The sequence below is a fragment of the Alicyclobacillus sacchari genome (assembly GCF_004366795.1).
Taxonomy (GTDB): Bacteria; Bacillota; Bacilli; order Alicyclobacillales; family Alicyclobacillaceae; genus Alicyclobacillus; species Alicyclobacillus sacchari.
The window spans coordinates 47,068-64,434 of sequence record NZ_SORF01000008.1; the positions used below are offsets into that span (position 1 = coordinate 47,068).

Genomic DNA, 17,367 nt, shown 5'->3' on the forward strand with positions numbered 1-17,367 from the left:
ATGGAGGTAGCTGTAGATCATGAATTCTGTATATGTCGGAAATGGAAAAGTACTGTCGTCTACCGTATGGGGCGGGCGACTGCTAGCACCTGGGTTTGACCTATCCATTATGCCGGTTCTTGCCACTCATGGCGTTTTCGAAGTACAACTTACAAAATACCTGATTGACACTGTTAAGCCTGGTAATGTCGTCTTTGACATAGGTGCAAATATTGGATATTTCACTGTTTTGATGGGTTTGTTGGTCCAAAGGAACGGACGAGTTGTTGCTTATGAACCATCGCCAGCCATTTTTAACTTCCTTCAGGATAATATCTTCATCAATTACACGAACGAACAAACCACCGTAGTGAATGCAGCAGTGCACGATCACGTCGGTACCATAGCACTGTTCCAAACTAGCAAATTTACAGGGAATTCATCCGTGTTCGAACCCGATACACAATACTTTTCGTATTTTAGAAGCGATGAAGAAGTGACACGTATTTCAATTGCTTGCGAACCTCTAGACAAACATCTGCATTCGTTCGAGAAGATAGATCTGATAAAGATAGACGTTGAGGGCGCAGAACTTCATGTGTTCGAAGGCATGACAGATCTATTTCATGCCAAAAAGGTAGCACGGGTCGTTTTTGAGTTTAATAAGATGCGTATTGGTGAACAGTGGCATAGGCTATTAGATAAACTCTTATATTATCGAGATGCGTTCGAAGTTACTTTTTACACATTAAATAATGAAGGTCAGCCCGTCATTTGTGACATAGTCGATTTACTACAAAGAAACAACATTGTGGAAAATATCGTCATGCTATTCCCAACCCCCTAATGTCTACCGGGATTGTCTGTCCCTAAATAAAGGAAGGTTCATTGATCATATGCAGCCTCTAAACATCTTGCTGGATGGTCTTTTCACTAACGGGTCAGGTTTCGCTGAAGATAATTTGCGAATTTTATCCGCTCTTCGGAGCGGTCGGCACAAGGTGCAAATCCAAAATCGCCTTGCCGGGCATGCCCCCAATCCTGCACTCAGGCTGTTTGAGTCAGTACGTCTGGACACAAACGACATTTACATATGCAATCTGATGTGTGGCGCAGTTGAAGCAAGAGATGACTTCCGCATCAACATAGCACGTACCACGTTCGAAACCGATCGCTTGCCTAAGGAATGGGTAACCCGATTAAATGCATTTGATGAAATTTGGGTTCCAAGCAGTTTTAATGCAGATGTTTTCAGCAGTGCAGGCGTCGTGTCGCCAATTTACGTCATACCCGAAACGATAGACTTTCAAATTTTTGACCCGAAAGGCGACGCGTGGCCGCTTCCGACCCACAACCAGTTTGTGTTCCTCTCCATTTTCGACTGGCAGGCTCGTAAAGGTTTCCGCGAGCTTTTGCAGGCTTACATGGAAGAATTCACGGTAAAAGATAACGTGGTACTCGTAGTCAAGACGTACGATTTAACAGGGAACCGGGATCCGGTAGGCGAATTGGCAAAATGCATGGAGTTGTTTTCCAAACACGACTCACCTCCAGTGTATGTCTTGAGTCGCCACTTACCAATTCATGAAGTTGCAGCGTTATATCGAGCTGCAGACGCTTTTGTCCTTCCAACGCATGGAGAAGGATGGGGCCGGCCACTCTTTGAAGCCATGGCGATGCAATTGCCTACAATTGCAACTGACTGGGGGGGTCAAAAGGACTTCATGAATGAGACAAACTCTTATCTAATCTCATATGAGCTTGGACCTGCAGAAAGCGAGTACTCAGTGTTTGATGGACATTCATGGGCTCATCCGTCCATTCCCAACCTTAAACAACGTTTACGTCAAATCTATGAATTTCCATCCGAAGCTAAGATACGCGGCCAAATAGCTCGAGAAGATTTACTGGTACATTTCAATGAATCAGTGATTCAAGCCAAGGTCGATGAACGATTACAAGCACTAAGTATCCGTATTGCAAATGAGGTGTCTAAGAAATGATTCTACCGAAAATCGAGTGGGAAGGTCCACAATTGGTGAATAGTAGCTTGGGGCTCGTCAATCGGCACTTGTGCCGCGAGTTGCTTCGGCATGGGGCACAACTCAAGGTTACCCCCACAGAAAAGGATACAATACCAGACTATTGGTTCTCTGATGCAAATATCATCCGTGATTGCTACAACGCCAACATTGGAATGCCCTTTATTCATATTCGACAGCAATGGCCTCCAAGCCTGCGTTCCTCGGAGGCACCGTTAAATATTTTGTTCCAGCCTTGGGAGTATGGACCGATCCCTGAAAAATGGATACCTTTCATTCAAACATCCGTCGATGAAATCTGGGTGAACAGTGATTACACCAAGCAGGGCTACGTTAAGTCCGGCATCAACGAGGACAAAGTCTTTACCTTCCCACTTGGTGTCGATACAACCGTATATCGAGTGAACGGGCCGCGCTACGCATTAAAAACTGCAAAATCATTTATATTTCTGTTTGTTGGCGGAACTATTTACCGCAAAGGTATAGACAAAGTGCTTGAAGCATACCGTAAAGCATTCAAACGCTCCGACGATGTATGCTTAGTGATCAAAGATTTTGGCCGAACGAGTTATTACGCGGGACAAACGTACCATGAACAAATTCTAGAGGCCACGCTTGACCCAGCTTCTCCGGAAATACTTTATATAGATTGGGATTTAACACCTGCCGAAATGGGGGCTCTGTACCGAGCAAGCAATTGCCTTGTCCATCCATATCGTGCCGAGGGATTTGGGTTGCCTATTCTTGAGGCTATGGCGTGCGGGGTACCGGCGATTATTCCTTGTATCGGCCCTGCCACAGAATTTACGACGGAAGAAAATAGCTACCGTGTGGAATCTACATTAAGCACGATATCTATGCCAACCGACATGCAACTCGTACTGCCAGCAGAAATCATTGATGTCGATGTTAACCACCTGATGGACACACTAATAGAGGCATTTACAAACCGAACACGCCACTCCGTGATGTGCGAGAAAGCTGTGCAACATGCGCAGAAATACACATGGGAAGTGATTGGAGAGATTGTTGCAAAACGCATCCAAGCCTTACATGAAAGGCCCCTGAGCAAGACTATCATCCGTCAATCCATGGAAGAACAGGCTTTTCATCTCTTACAGAATGTCAACCAACGAACCACTAATCATACTGCGACAAGTGCAACATATGCGGCAATCCTCTCTCACGGTTTGCATGAAAGTGACGTGATATTGGATATAGGCCCAAAATCAGCGGACCTGTTGGAATTTCTACAAATGAAAGGGGGACGCGTCACTACGTTAGCCCTAGTTGGCCCCTATCCTCTAGAGAATAAAATCCGCAGCCTACTGTCGGATGAGTGGTTAAACCATAAGATTTACGACGTGGTGTTCATGAGACACGTAATTGAGAAATTGCAACCCAGATCCGCTGTTGAACTACTTTTGCAACTTTACAAAGCACTGAGCTATCGTGGTCGAATTTTCATTGTAACACCAGATTGCGATAACACACAAATGATCACAAAGAAGTTTTGGACAAATCCATTTAATATACGTCCCTATTCCATGGAACTATTACAATTGCTACTTTCCGAGGTTGGATTCCGTACAATAACCGGAGGTAAAATGCCTGGAGGGGATGATGCACTGATATTTGCCTCACGTCTCGCTAATGACAATCCATTTGTATAAGAAGGCCGTTTACTCCCCCTCCTGTCATTTGGTCTCGTGTAAGTGACAGGAGGGTAGTATTTCACCGAAAAACAGTCAAAGTCGTTTCCAAGTTTCCGTCCATGACTCCCAGAATTCCTTCATATTCTGATACTGCTCTGCAATGAGGCTTGGCTGCAAAAACCATTTTACCAACATGCTATAGTAAAACGCGTATGATGCGTCCGCCGCTTTTCCAGCCTCTGTCGAGGAATCTGTACTGCTTCTGAGGAACGTAATAATATCTTGTACATATTGAATGTATTTACGAGCCTCCATAATCTCTCCTTGCTCATTGAGAATACGGATTTGTTCCACACACTCAACTGCGCGTTCGTGAAGTTTCACAAGCTTAACCTGCAAAGGCATGGTCAATGCAGACGACTGATATGCACGATGTGGATTCATGCCTTCATCCCCTTCGTTCCATTGCAACAACTCATCTATCTGTTTGACACGGCGCTGACGAACGTCCAATTCGCTTGCAATTCGTTTGAGCAGTTCTGATGACGAGAAAATCATCCCCCCCTGCTCGACAACATGGCGTGCAAGCTCCACATTCCCGTGAGCCAACGCAATGTCAGCTTCGATCACAACACGACGAACACTGGGTGGATATTGCATCGCTTTCTCTAGCCAGGATATGCTTTCCCTCATATCGCCACGTCGGAAAGCGCGGTTTGCCCGAAATTCGCACTCCCACCCGTTCTCTCCAACCCACTCCACCTCAACGAGTACATCACGCAAGGGGCTGGCAAGAATCGTTGGGAGTACCGTATGCTTATCCGTAGCTCTCGGCAACCACGCAGTTAATAACTTCGTAGCATGCAAAAGCATGAGTTCCATCAAGACATCTGCAATCTGAACCTCGGTATGTCCGTCTGAAATCCACTCGAGAATCATTTGACCGCGCGAATCGGCATCCACTAACCATTCTTGAGCTGCTTGTATATCACCGTGTTCCAGATAATATAAACCCAATAATATCTGGATCTCAGCACACGGATTCGATTTCGTATACACATCCATAGATTGCTCGGATGCCCTCAACGCCTCGATCCAATGCAACCGTTCGATCAGCGTGTCTGTCAGGGGACCACGTGAAATTTCTGAAATCCAACGCTGCCAATCCTTCCCCCCCCGAACGGCACACGCCTGGACAAAATACGCGAAGCAGAGCGGATCTTGCTTACATACATTGTATAACTGAGCACGAATCGACGCATGCTCCAGTGGCAAAAGATTTGCCAGAAACCACACGATATTTTCCTGACGAGTGTTCTCCCGAAAACTCGTCAAATACCATTCAGCAGCACAAGCTGTGTCACCTAAGAGCAGCCATGCTCTCCCCAATTCCGCAGCCGCAAGAAAACTGCCGAGCCCGGGGACCGTATCGATTAAGGGATCTTTCACGTCTCCTAATTGTCGACACTGAAGCAGTAGAGGGATGGCATCCGCGACGCGGCCGACCTGAATGAGCGCGTGCGCATGATCCATGCGGATATCAGGGAGATATGGGAAGATATTTTCACCCCGCTCCGCATACTTGATAGCCTCCGCCGTTTCACCCGTCATCGAAAGAGCCACAACCAACATTCTCAAAAGTCTCGCAAGCAGGTGGGTAGCGTGGTTGGGATTTTTTTGAAACACTTCAAACCCATGTTTACCAAGCTTCACAACCTCGTCATACCTCTGTACTCGCATGTACTCTGCCATCATGTTGGAGATGTGAAACAAGCTATCCGGATCTTTGTCCAGTTCTCTTTGCAAGAGTTCCATGTTCCGCGCCGGCTTTGCTTTGTACACAACAAACTCATACAGGTACCCTAAGTGGTGAATCCGCAGATTGAGTGTCTCGATGCGACCTCCACTGTCTATCACGGCAGGCAACACTTGTTCGTGAATAGAACCTGAATAACGATAGCCATTCTTAAAAACCCGGAGTACCTGAACAGGAGAGGAAGTCTGATACCTCGCCGAAGTCCCCGTGTAATTCACGACGCCAACCAAATAACCATCGGCCCTCGATTCCAGAAGTTTCGACCGAATATGGCGCTTGTCCATGGGATCCAAAAACTCGTCAGCATCAATCACCAGTACATACTCACCTGATGCGCGCTCAAGCGCAGCATTGCGAGCCGTGGCGAAGTCACCATCCCACTCATGAAAGTATACCTTTGCCCCATGATCTCGTGCGATATCGACCGTTTTATCTTTGGAACCTGTATCCACCACGATAATCTCGTCAACAACACCTGTAAGTGACTCTAGACATCTTGATAAAGTGAATTCCTCATCTTTCGTGATCAGACACGCTGAAAGTAACATCTCGGTCTCCTATCTTATTTACACTTTGCTGCAAGCTTCCGACATAAACTGCGCCTTTGCGTAGGCCTTCATGGCGGGTGAAACTTCGAACAACGCTAACAGCCCATCCGAAATTTCTTGGTGATACACCATTGCCAGCGTAAAGATTCGGTGTGTTTGTTCAAAGATCTCTTGTGCATTCCCATCGTTGTTGTTCTGAGCATCGACAGGTGACCACCCTGCAAGCAAATGACCTCGCGTCGTCATAACCGCCAGAGCTTCCTGCAACCTGCGCTCGCTCAATAACGTAATTGCCATTTGCCCCAACGCGCGAATTCTTTCCGGAATTGCATCCTCGGACTGATTGGAATGCAGCATTACAGTATGCCACCCGATGAAGACGACGCCGAAGTTCCAAACATCGCCGAAATTTGTTTCATCTGCGCCTGCGCCTGTTCCATAACAGAATTCAATTGATTCAACTGATTCGTGTAGTTATTGACTTGATTCGTAATCTGTTGTTGAACAAGCTTTAGGTAATTCTGAATGCTCGTCTGTTGCGCTGAAATGGCATTCAACTCACCCTCAATGGGGCTTGTGCCCGTGCCACTCGAATTTCCCAGCAATAGATTGTTCATCAGGTTATAAGCATTGCCGAGCACGCCAGACTGGGGGATTGCCGTAGTCGCTGTCGTGGAAACCACGCCAAAAAGCTGCTGCACTGCGCTTGGGTTCGACGATAGCGCAGATTCGAACATGCTTTGCCCATCGGGCAACGTTCCTGCTGCACTAGAAAAACCAGATGCGGACTGAAACTCTAAATGTCCATTGGAGGGATCAATTACAATACCAATTGACGCCAATGAATTAATTGCTGAGCTAGAAGTCGTTATGGACGCGCTCACAGCTGCGGGCAACTGGCGCAATAAGTCCATGGCAAGCGGATCTCCAAATAAAGGACCAGCGGTTCCTTGTGCCGATGAACTTCCTGTAGACGGTGGAGAATACGCGGTGTCTTGGTTAATGGTGTCCATCAGCGTGTTATACGCTGACATCCAAGTCTGGACAGCCTTCTCTGCTTCGCTTGTGTCGGTAGAGAGGGTCAGGGTTCCAGCGCTCACCATCGTCTGCGACACCTGAATGGTTACATTCGGAATATAATTTTGAAACGTGTTGGTTGACGACGTCATGGCCTGCCCATCAAGTGTAATCTGCGCATCGGTCCCATTCGTTGTAGAAAACTGCATTTGCCCTGTCCCTGAACCAATTAAGCTACCGCTTATAGAGAAGTTGTTTGTAGTCCCTGTATTGACGGACGAGAGTGACAAAAAGTACTGATTTTGTCCGTTCGTTAACACAGAGGCCTGTACTCCTGTAGCCGATGTCTGTTGATTGATGGCCGCTGCAATATCGTTCAATGATTCACCTGCCGACACACTAATCGTGGCCGTCTTACTGCTGTCGACAGTGTTTGTTAGGACAATGGTGCCCGAAGTAAGGTTTGAACTGCCGTCAGCACTCGTCTGAAACTGCGACGGAGAGTTCTGAATTGATGTTTGACTGGTGGCTAAGGAGGTTACTTGCAAAGAATACATAGCTGGTTGCGCGCTGGGCTGAACGGTAACTGTGAACGCACTTGGGTCACTCGACGTTCCTGTGACTGTGCTCCAACTTTGCAAGCTCGATAGCGTTTCCGTGGCTTGCTCGAATGTCTGCAAAGCCGTTTGCAGCCCTGTTAGTGCGGTTTGTTGTGAGCTCAATTGAGACAATTCGTTATTTGACGGTGTTTCCAACTGTTGAGTCAAAATTTGTTGTAAATCTTGGGCATATTGTGATACCGGTAAACCTGTACCACTCGGGTTTGACAGGGTATTCAACTGTTGAAGCAAGTTGGCCATGGAGCTTGAACCGGTTGATGAAATGGACATCGGTATACCACCTTTCGAAAATTCCTCGGCCGACGCATCCGCCGACCGAGGAACATGTCAATCTTATTGCAACAGCTTGAGGATTGCGTCCGGCTGTTGATCTGCTTGCGAAAGCATTGCCAAACCGACTTGTTGAAGCACTTGCTGCTGGCTGAACTGCGTGTACGCCTGCGCCATATCCGTGTTGGTGATGGTGGACTGAGCGTTCTGCAGGTTTTCTGCCGTGTTTTGCAGATTTGACACGGTGTAGTTCAGTTGGTCTTCCACAGCACCTACGTTTGCCTGGTAAGCGGACAAGCTCGTAATCGCATTTTGAATCGACGTGATGGCCTGCTGCGCGAGCGTTTGCGATGTGATGTTGATAGTTCCGCCAAGCAACGAGCCAACAGCGACAGAAGCAATTGTAATATTCAACTGAGAATTGCCTGTGCCGTCGGTGTTAATCTGGAATGTAACACCTGAGGTTGCAAGGGAACCGTCAAGCAGAGTCATGGTATTAAATTTCGTCTGATTCGCGATGTTGTTGATCTGATTCTGAAGAGCGGTCATCTCTTGATTCAAGTTCGAGAGGTCTGTGCTGTTCTCCGTTCCGTTGGCCGCTTCTACAGCCAATGTGTTCATGGTCTGAAGAATGTTGTTGATCTGATTCATCGCTCCAGACGCGGTCTGCAACATGCTGATACCATTTTGCGCATTTTGCACAGATTGGTTCAAAGCATTGACCTGTGCCGTCATCTGTTGAGCAATCGCATATCCTGCAGGATCGTCCGCGGCACTGTTGATCTTATTGCCTGTCGACAACTGCGTATACGATGTGTTCAAGGCGTTGTTCACAGCGGACAGATTGGAAAGAATGCTGGACGCGGATGCATTGTTGTTCACACTGAAATCAAGAGCCATGATAAGACCTCCTCAAAGGAATAAGAGTTGTTCTACCCACAATTATGAGTTGGGTAAATAGTTTACGAGAGAGGGGAGTAGGATTTGCGCGCCCATTTGCAAGGCCGCCGTGTAAACGGTCTGGTCTGTGGTGAATTGAGTGATCACCTGCGCCATATCCGCCCCTTCAATCCCCCCCTTCTCGTTAGTAAGATTTGTACTATACTGCTGTAACTGATTTTGTGCGGTAGTAAACCTTTGGATGCGAGCTCCAAGATCCGCATTCAGGTTGATTACCTGTGTGAGGTTTGCGTTCAGATCACTCAAGTCCTGTTGTAGACCCGTTTCGTTACCTGCCGTCAAGTCTGACTGGATATTGTTCAGCGTGTCTTGCAAATTTGGAGATGAACCTGGTGCGGTAAGGAAAATATCTGACGCAGTCACCGTGATCGAGACGCTGACACCAGAAGCTATCTGATAGTTCATTTCGGAAGTTGCTCCACTCGGTACAGGCGAAGGGCTATCAGATGGACTTTTTTTCAGATACGTACTTGGTTGCGTTTGGGATGCTTGTCCACCAAAAATATAGTTGTTACCCTGCCGCTGGTCCGCAGTCTGATAAATCCCTTGAATAAGCTGTGCAACCGTATCCGCAAGTCCTTGTTGCCCACCCGCACTCATATTGGTCGAGTTAAGCGCCTGCACCACATCAGACTGCACCTCCTGAAGCTGCGAAATAATCCCCTGGAGCGCAGTGGATGTATTGTTCATCCAAGTGAGTCCTGTCGAGATAGTTGATAGATAACCCGACGTCTCCTGAACCTCAGACGCCAAATTCATGTCTTCGGATACAGCCAAAGGATTGTCTGACGCTTTATTCAGTGTCTTGCCCGTCGATAGCTGCTCTTGCGTATTCTGCATCGAGTTATCGATATTTGTGATGTTATACAAAAACTGTTGTTGCTCCATCCACGGCGTCACGCGCATCTTCCTTCACCTCCTCATGGCTGAACCATGTTTAATAGACTCTGCATCATCGATTGAAATGTCGTGATGTATTTCGCCGCGGCAGCATAGGCGTTCTGGAACTCAACCATATATGAAGCCTGCTCGTCCAGTGATACTCCAGACACTGATTGTCGAAGTTGCGAACTTTGCTCCTGCAACGCATTTGCCGTATTCTCATTAAAGGTAACACCGGACGCTTCCGTTCCAATGCCAGAAACCATCGCTGCCAGTTGTTGGTCTGGAGTTCCCGTGACACTTTGGGATACTGAAGAACCCCCATTAGCCTGCTGATTGTAAGCCCAGTTGATGGTCCACGATGTTGTCTGCAGATTCACCATGGCAACGGCGTAGCCGTTGTCGCCGGCATTACCGGACGGACCAGTTTTCAATCCAGAAGGCGATGACATGGCGACAGTGAGAACGCCGCCACTGTACGAGAAAAACGACTGACCTCCAAGCGCACTGTTCACCTGGCTCGCAAAGCCACTTAAAAACGAGTCAATGTTGCCAAGCAGATTGCTCGCATCATCGTACCCTTGCACATTACCAGCAATCTCACCCGATGTGATGGCCGATAACTGCGGTTGCAGAGATGAAAGCGAAACCGGCGTGCTTGTTGAAAGAGATGATGCCGCGGACGAATTGGGGAACGGCGAATACGTATCATCTTTGACCACCTGAACCGCATTCGCTCCGCTACCTACAGTAACATCCACACCACCGTCTCCGGCTGAGTCAGGCGTGTACGTGATATTCGCCAATTTGGAGATTTCGTCAAGAATCTGACTTTGCTCATCAAACAGTTGGTTGGGATTTTCACCCGATTGTTTGACTTGAGTAATTTGTTTGTTCAGATTTGCCAACTGCTGTGCGTACTGGTTCAATTGCACTAATTGACCGTTCACAACCCCAGTGAGGTTGCTCTGCAACTGTTGAAGCTGCTGTGTCACAACTTGGAACGTCTGTCCAACCACTTGGCCTTGCGTGATGACCGCCTGCTTCGCAGCATCATCCGACGGGTTGTTCGAAAGTTCCTGCCATGCACTGAAAAATTGATCCATCGAATTTTGCATGCTCGTAGAACTCGGTTCGTTCAATATACCTTGAATCTGTGTAAGCACCGAGCTGTGTGTCGAGTACATCTGATATATACCTTGATTCTGTCGATCCTGTTCGTCGTAGTAAGCATCGTCCTGACGCGTAACCGACCCTACCGCAACACCTTGACCGAATTGACCTGCAACATCCGGGCCAGAGCCAGGAACAACCGGAAACGGTCCATTTTCCACAAAATTAACTTGTTCTTCCGCGTAACCAGGTGTACTGGCGTTGTCAATGTTGTTGCCCACAACGTTTTCCGCTTGTTGCATACTTTCAAGTCCAGATAGGCCCACATAGAGCGGCATAAATGTTGAAATACCCACGCTTGATTCACCTCCTAATCGAGAGCCTTATGCCAGACCGCTATAAGAACGCCCCTTATAAAGTTTCTTTAAGAAACTCTCAGAAATGCTCAATCCTTGTTCAATGAGCATTTGCTGAAGTTGGACCTTTTGGGCGATACGATGCATTTCTTCGGGACGCCGTTCCATGTCAACACGTTGTACCCGTTGTAAGCATGAACATTGTTCCGTAAGGAGTTCGATTAACCCATCCGTCCGCCCCGACTTCAGAGCTGTAAGCACACGATCCGTTGCCATTTCCAATTGGTCAACTGCATCTATGACATCAGCCATCCGCATCAAGAACCCCTTGTTGAACGATAACCTTTGCAATGTGATTCACATTCACGACATACGTTCCGTTGCGCACCGCTTCTTGAAGTTGCTTAAGCTTGTCTAAGCGACTCGTTTCCGGAGTTTGCAAATTCGTCGTCTGAGATATCTGTCGATTCCCAGTCACATCAAACGAATTGGATGGCGACCACATCGAGCTTCCCTCCTTGCCCTTCATCTTGAACAACGTCACCTTTTGTCGGATCGTTCGAGTGAGGCAAAAAATTTTTTTGTTTTTGTCGAGCAACATTGAAAAAGATAGAAATAGAAAAGGAGCGATTGCGAACCGCTCCGTGGTGCCATGACTTCGTATTTGGGTTCATGATTGGTGCTTGAAGTGACTAAGTTGATCCACATCAAGTTTTGAACGAACCTCCGAAAGAACCTCTCGATACCTGTGATAAATCGCCGACTTGGTACTACCGAGCACCTCCGCCACCTCTCGAAAACTCAACCCCTGCTCAAACACTAAAGAGAGTAACAATTGATCTTCATGAGGAAGGGTGCCTATGATATGCCCCACTTCACGAACGAATTCTTCTTGTTCCCACTCTCCTATTGGATCGGTTGCTGCGAATTGTTCCACCGCAGTGTGATCAACGGACCGTTGGTAGGCCTGAATGGCTTGCCTCATAGGTACGGACCGGGGCGTCTTTAACATATTGGAATTTCGCAGTACTTCCAGCATGGCGTATTTGATGATTTGCTTGGCGTATTTTATATCCAAAAGCCCGCGGTCCATCTGGCGCTGCCACAAAGCGGAGAGCGCAGCCGCCGCTAAATCCGATTCATCAATCATGGCGCTCCGCCGGTACCGAATCAGACGTTTCGCAAGCCGATGCACATACTGGGTATAATCTTCGAAGTTCATTCCGGCTTCCACCGCTGACACCTAACTCCCTACATACCGGCTGTGTCTACCGGCTTAGAAATCCCTTTCCCCGCTTGCCCTGTGTCTCGTCTCTATGTAGCGTAGCCGTCGCGTGCCCCAGTCCTTTAGCCATCACCTGCGTGCAATTGGCGCACAGGCGCCCCGATTGCGTCAATGTGCCGCAGCGCTCACACGGATACGCCATATTGGGATTGTCGCGCAGAATGAGGCGCCCATCGCGCAAAAACTCGACAATCTCCTCATATGTGGCGTTTGTGCCTTCCGCGACTTCATAAATATTCGCCTGCGGATGTTTTTTCAAATACTGCCGAATCTCAAGCAGGACCGCGTCTTCCTGGCGAATGCACTCCGGGCAGATGTCCCGGCCTGCGCGATTGTACAAGCGCCCACAACGTTTACAATTGGCGATTGGCATGCCAAATACCTCCCTGTCCCCCATGTTTCGCGCTTTCCCGACAAAATCCTGCCATGCTATCGCACTCGTGCCGCGACCATGGCGATCACGCTTTGGGCGCCTGAGGCGAACAGGATGTTCGCACATGCCGCGAGTGTGGCACCAGTTGTAGCGACATCGTCCAGCAGCAGCACGCGACGTCCGCCGATTGGCCTCTCTCGATTGGCGACAAAGCCCCCCTCCAACTCCCGGCGCCGCAACTGTGCATTTTTCGCCGTTTGTGACTGCGTGAACCCGCCCGGCCGTTGCACCCGAACGAGCGCCGCACGGATGGGCAGTTGCACGCGGTCGGCGACCATATCTGCGAGAATGCGAACGTGATCGTATCCCCGCTTGCGCATGCGATCCGCCGCTGTCGGCACCGGCACAACGCAGTCACACCCGGCTTCCCCAAGCTCCTGCCAGCAGGCGAGCAGCACATGCGAAAAAAACGGTGCAAGCTCGATCACGCCATCATACTTGAAGGATCGAAACAAGGTTCGTACAAATGCGTCATAGTCGATGCCGCTGTACACGTCGATGCGCCCATAGGGTGCACGCTCCACCTGCAGGGCGTGGCACTCCACTGCGATGCGGCACCTTTCCAGATCCTGCACGCAAAATGGGCATAGGCGCGAGCTGTCTGACGGCGATTGCCAGAGAGGGGCAGCGTCCGTGGTGAGGGAGGGACGCCCGCAAACGGCGCATGTCTCGGCATCCGTGGGAAAGACCCAATTCAACACGCCGTGCAGGCCGCGCCTCCAGGCAAAGCTGGATGTCATGCCGCGTTTCACAGGCATACCTCCTGTCGATCAGCGGGATCCGGCAGATACGGGTCGATCGAGCCGCGACAACGTGAACCAAAAGTCGCTGCCTTTGCCTTCTTCGCTCTCCACACCGACCTCGCCGCCCAGCGACGAGATGATGTGTTTGACGATGGCGAGGCCAAGGCCGGTACCCCCTGATGCGCGGCTGCGATCCTTTTGTACGCGGTAAAAGCGTTCAAAGACGCGATCCAACGACTCGCGCGGGATACCGATGCCATTGTCTTGCACGTGTACCTTAATGCGGTCGACCAGCACGTCCCAAGTGACGCGAATCGTGCTGCCTGGCGGCGAATAATGAATGGCGTTCGCCAGCAAGTTCAAGAACACTTGCAACAGCAGATCCGGTTCGGCCCAGACCTGAACCGAATCTCGCGACGGAGTCACGATGCGAATGCCGCGCTCGCTGGCAGTAGGGCCGATGCGATCCAGCGCCCGCTCGAGGACGACGTACAGATTGACAGCGACCGGATCGACACGGCTATCGGTCGCCTCCAGCTTCGATAATTCGAGCAAGTCAGAAACCAGATTGCCCATGCGCATCGATTCGTCATAGATGGTCTGGAGAAATTTCTGCTGCACTTCCTCGTCGACACCGCCGTCGAGCAAGGTCTCGGCGAAACCGCGAATAGCAGCAATGGGCGTTTTTAACTCATGTGAGACGTTGGCGACAAACTCGCTGCGCATCCGTTCGAGCCGGCGCCACTCGGAGACGTCATTGACGAGCATGAGCACGTCGTGCGCGCCGTCCGCCGTCGCGCGCAAGCGGGGAGCCGCCGAGATGGGTACCAGCCGAACCGTCAGCGTCACGCCCTCGCGGATGATGAGTTCGCCCGCCCACGGCGTGCCAAACAGCAATGCGTGGTCAATGGCGCTCCCCAGGTTGTAGTTGCGAAAGACCGTCCAGTGATCCCTGTCTTGCCACTGTTCGCTCGGACGCCGAAACAACCGCTCCGCCGCATGGTTGACCATCTGCACCTGGCCATCGCTGCGCAAGTAGATGACACCCGTAGTCATATTTTGCAAAATGTGGCGCAAGATATCGCGCTCCTGTGACATATCCGCGAGCGTCTCTTCGATCCGCTCGGCCATCCGGTTAAACTGGCGAAACAATACGACCTCGGAAGGCCTGTTGCGGTATTCGTACATCCGCACGTCGTATCGGCCCTCGACGATGGCATCCATCGCATCGCGCAAGTAGCTTCGCAAATTGCGGAACGCGGCCGCCTGGACGAGCAGCCCGGCTGCCAGCAAGGCCAGTCCAATCGCAAGTCCAATCCAGAAGCTTGTCATGTTGCTGGCGCGCCTTCCGTGAACTTGTAGCCAATGCCGCGCACCGTGCGGATGTAGACTGGATTCTTGGAATCCTCCTCGATCTTCTCACGCAGATGTGACACGTGCACGTCGACGATGCGCGTATCCGTGGCGCTGCTATAGCCCCAAACGCGATCCAGCAGTTGATCCCGCGACAGAACATGTTCCGGATTCTCCATGAAGTATTGAAGTAAATCGAACTCCTTGGGTGTGAAGTCCATGAGAACGCCGCCGACACGAACCTCGTGGCGGGCGACGTCGAGCACGATCCGCCCGGCACGCAGCACCTTGCCTGTGGGATTTGGCTTCGCTTCGAGCTCCTGCACATCACTGCGGCGCAGAACGGCGCGTGCCCGCGCCACCAGCTCGCGCGGGCTGAAGGGTTTCGTGACATAGTCGTCGGCACCCAGCTCGAGGCCGAGCACCAAGTCGACTTCTTCATCGCGTGCGGTCAGGAGGATGATGGGAATCTTCACACCCTCTTGGCGAAGCCGCCGACATACCTCCATCCCGTCCATACCGGGCAGCATCAGATCCAGTACGACGAGATCGTACTTGCGCGCGTCCTTGCTCAGAATGTCGTAGGCCGTCTTGCCGTCCGCGACGCCCTCCACGTCAAATCCGGAGCGGCTAAAGTTATATTCCACCAATGTCCTAATAGACGCTTCGTCGTCGACAACCAAAACTGTCGGCACAAGGTTCCCCCCGCTCATTGTCCTGTCCACATTGTAGCAAGTCTCACCAGACGACGGCCAGAACTGTTTTGTAGAACTCTATCGCTTCTTGTCAAAACAATACCAATATGTGAAACTCAATTCATAGGTTAGGGGAAGCGGGTGTCTGTGTGTCAATTGGTGAGAAAATTCACGATCTTCGCGTTCAGCGCGGCATGAGCCAGGTCGATCTCGCTGGTGATCTGGTCAGGCCGAGCATGATCAGTCAAATCGAATCTGGCAAGGTGAAGCCTTCCTACACCTTGCTCATGGAACTGGCAAAACGTTTGGGCGAGCCCGTGGAGACGTTTCTCACAGAGCTCGATCCACATTTCCTGCTGCAGGCAACGATCCGCCTCGCGCAGTACAACTTGGCGACGGGACGGCCGCAAGCCGCGCGCCAGTTGCTCGAAAACTTGCCACGTGCATCCCTGCAAACGCGCAATCTGACCGAATACAGGCTCGTCTTGGCACGCGTCCATCGCGCTTGTGGAGAGTATCCCGAGGCCGTGCGAGAACTTGAGCAATTGCGCGAGCACGCCTACAGTGCACAAGACTGGCGCCTGTTGTTTTATGTGCTGCGCGAAACCGGACAAGCCGAGTACGATCGCGGCAACCTCGGCGGCGCCTTGCAAGAGTGGCGGGAAGCGGTCACGCTGGCGGATCGGCTGGAGGAGAAAAGTAACATCTCGCCGCTCGATCTGACGCAGAGCATGATCGAGTTGCATCTGCAGCTGGACTTGCTCGATCCGGCCGGAGAAGGCTTCAGTGCACCGTGGCAGCGTTCGATCACGGCATTGCTCCCGAGTCTGAGTGTACCGCCACAAATTCCCGATGCTCATTTTGTACATGCCGCTGAGACTGATACGCCCAGCCGACAGAACCGCCCTTATCTGAACCGGGCAGCGGATTTGGCGCGGCGCATGCCAACGCTGTGGACCGTCACAGAAAGGCTTGTGCAAGCAGCGCTGGAGTTGATGCCAACGGATCCCGCGACGGCGCGGCAATGGGCAGAACAAGCAAACACCTTGGTGAGCTACGCGCAGTTGATCGAAGCCGATATCGAGGTGCGCAACCGGACCCAAGAAGCGGCGAGATACAATGAAGGGCAGGACAACCTGTGGACGAACGAATGGAAGACGGTTGAGCAAACTGCTGTCGCGATGACCACACTCTCCCCCCAATCGCGCCTGCACGACGCCTGCAAGCAAATTCGCAAGCATCTGCAGCGCAAGGAAGTGGAAGCGGCGGCAGCGTTCATCGCAGACGCCAAGGCGCTGCTCGCGTTGACGGGGGATCCCGATTCGATGATGAACCGGGATATGGAGTTGCAATTGGCGCTCCTCGACATCGAGCTGGCGGAGCAGCGCGGGCACCGCGAAGAGAGCTTGCAGAGACTCGTGCAATATGAAGCGGAATATCCAGAGTGGGGCAACCCCGAGTATCGGCGCCGCGCATGCGCTTTGCTGACACTGTGGTATGGCGATGCTGGCGACGTCGACCGCGTCCTCACGTACTGCCGCAAAATGGAGGAGCTTGCATGCGAGGCGCGGCCGTCGTTGCCGTTCTGGAGCTGACAAGC

At 50.8% G+C, this 17,367-nt stretch carries 17 protein-coding genes; 4 read left to right on the plus strand and 13 right to left on the minus strand.

Annotated elements, in window-relative coordinates; genetic code table 11:
* Positions 1-19: 19 nt before the first annotated feature.
* Genes C7445_RS09195 through C7445_RS09205 form a run of 3 tightly spaced genes read left to right on the plus strand, consistent with a single transcriptional unit; the run spans position 20 to position 3,694 of the window.
* Positions 20-826, plus strand: a complete 807-nt coding sequence (locus C7445_RS09195) for an FkbM family methyltransferase (RefSeq protein ID WP_134159771.1) — start codon at positions 20-22, stop codon at positions 824-826.
* Between the two features lie 49 nt (positions 827-875).
* The gene (locus tag C7445_RS09200) at positions 876-1,982 is read left to right on the plus strand and encodes a glycosyltransferase (RefSeq protein ID WP_134159772.1); all 1,107 of its coding nucleotides are present in this window, start codon (positions 876-878) and stop codon (positions 1,980-1,982) included.
* Positions 1,979-3,694, plus strand: coding sequence for a glycosyltransferase (locus C7445_RS09205; protein ID WP_134159773.1), 1,716 nt, complete (start codon positions 1,979-1,981; stop codon positions 3,692-3,694). The genes C7445_RS09200 and C7445_RS09205 overlap by 4 nt, the downstream gene beginning before the upstream one ends.
* 75 nt (positions 3,695-3,769) lie before the next feature.
* On the opposite strand, the gene C7445_RS09210 is transcribed toward C7445_RS09205, so the two are convergent.
* The 13 genes from C7445_RS09210 to C7445_RS09270 form a co-directional block, all read right to left on the minus strand.
* Entirely contained in the window at positions 3,770-6,040 is a 2,271-nt protein-coding gene (locus C7445_RS09210) for a glycosyltransferase (RefSeq protein WP_134159774.1), read from the minus strand.
* Between the two features lie 18 nt (positions 6,041-6,058).
* Positions 6,059-6,397, minus strand: a complete 339-nt coding sequence (locus C7445_RS09215) for a hypothetical protein (RefSeq protein ID WP_134159775.1) — start codon at positions 6,395-6,397, stop codon at positions 6,059-6,061.
* On the minus strand, positions 6,397-7,947 hold the full coding sequence (gene fliD, locus C7445_RS09220; protein ID WP_134159776.1) for a flagellar filament capping protein FliD: 1,551 nt from the start codon (positions 7,945-7,947) through the stop codon (positions 6,397-6,399). The genes C7445_RS09215 and fliD overlap by 1 nt, the downstream gene beginning before the upstream one ends.
* 63 nt (positions 7,948-8,010) lie before the next feature.
* Positions 8,011-8,847 (minus strand): flagellin N-terminal helical domain-containing protein, encoded by an 837-nt coding sequence (locus C7445_RS09225; RefSeq protein WP_134159777.1) that lies wholly within the window; start codon positions 8,845-8,847, stop codon positions 8,011-8,013.
* A 42-nt stretch (positions 8,848-8,889) separates the two neighbouring features.
* The gene (locus C7445_RS09230; protein WP_134159778.1) at positions 8,890-9,813 is read right to left on the minus strand and encodes a flagellin N-terminal helical domain-containing protein; all 924 of its coding nucleotides are present in this window, start codon (positions 9,811-9,813) and stop codon (positions 8,890-8,892) included.
* Positions 9,814-9,827: 14 nt separating this feature from the next.
* Complete coding sequence (gene flgK, locus C7445_RS09235; protein ID WP_243835094.1) at positions 9,828-11,258, minus strand: flagellar hook-associated protein FlgK; 1,431 nt, start codon at positions 11,256-11,258, stop codon at positions 9,828-9,830.
* Between the two features lie 27 nt (positions 11,259-11,285).
* Positions 11,286-11,570, minus strand: coding sequence for a hypothetical protein (locus C7445_RS09240; RefSeq protein ID WP_134159779.1), 285 nt, complete (start codon positions 11,568-11,570; stop codon positions 11,286-11,288).
* The gene (locus C7445_RS09245; RefSeq protein ID WP_134159780.1) at positions 11,563-11,763 is read right to left on the minus strand and encodes a flagellar biosynthesis anti-sigma factor FlgM; all 201 of its coding nucleotides are present in this window, start codon (positions 11,761-11,763) and stop codon (positions 11,563-11,565) included. The genes C7445_RS09240 and C7445_RS09245 overlap by 8 nt, the downstream gene beginning before the upstream one ends.
* 165 nt (positions 11,764-11,928) lie before the next feature.
* Positions 11,929-12,480: a sigma-70 family RNA polymerase sigma factor gene (locus C7445_RS09250; protein ID WP_243835095.1), complete on the minus strand. Its 552-nt coding sequence runs from the start codon at positions 12,478-12,480 to the stop codon at positions 11,929-11,931.
* 46 nt (positions 12,481-12,526) lie between these two features.
* Positions 12,527-12,916: a TIGR03826 family flagellar region protein gene (locus C7445_RS09255; protein WP_134159782.1), complete on the minus strand. Its 390-nt coding sequence runs from the start codon at positions 12,914-12,916 to the stop codon at positions 12,527-12,529.
* Between the two features lie 56 nt (positions 12,917-12,972).
* Positions 12,973-13,728: a ComF family protein gene (locus tag C7445_RS09260; protein ID WP_166669074.1), complete on the minus strand. Its 756-nt coding sequence runs from the start codon at positions 13,726-13,728 to the stop codon at positions 12,973-12,975.
* Positions 13,729-13,746: 18 nt separating this feature from the next.
* Positions 13,747-15,051 (minus strand): sensor histidine kinase, encoded by a 1,305-nt coding sequence (locus C7445_RS09265; RefSeq protein WP_134159784.1) that lies wholly within the window; start codon positions 15,049-15,051, stop codon positions 13,747-13,749.
* Complete coding sequence (locus C7445_RS09270) at positions 15,048-15,767, minus strand: response regulator transcription factor (protein WP_134159785.1); 720 nt, start codon at positions 15,765-15,767, stop codon at positions 15,048-15,050. The genes C7445_RS09265 and C7445_RS09270 overlap by 4 nt, the downstream gene beginning before the upstream one ends.
* Positions 15,768-15,916: 149 nt before the next feature.
* Here C7445_RS09270 and C7445_RS09275 point away from each other — a divergent pair, with 149 nt between their 5' ends.
* Positions 15,917-17,362, plus strand: coding sequence for a helix-turn-helix domain-containing protein (locus tag C7445_RS09275; protein ID WP_134159786.1), 1,446 nt, complete (start codon positions 15,917-15,919; stop codon positions 17,360-17,362).
* Positions 17,363-17,367: the final 5 nt, after the last annotated feature.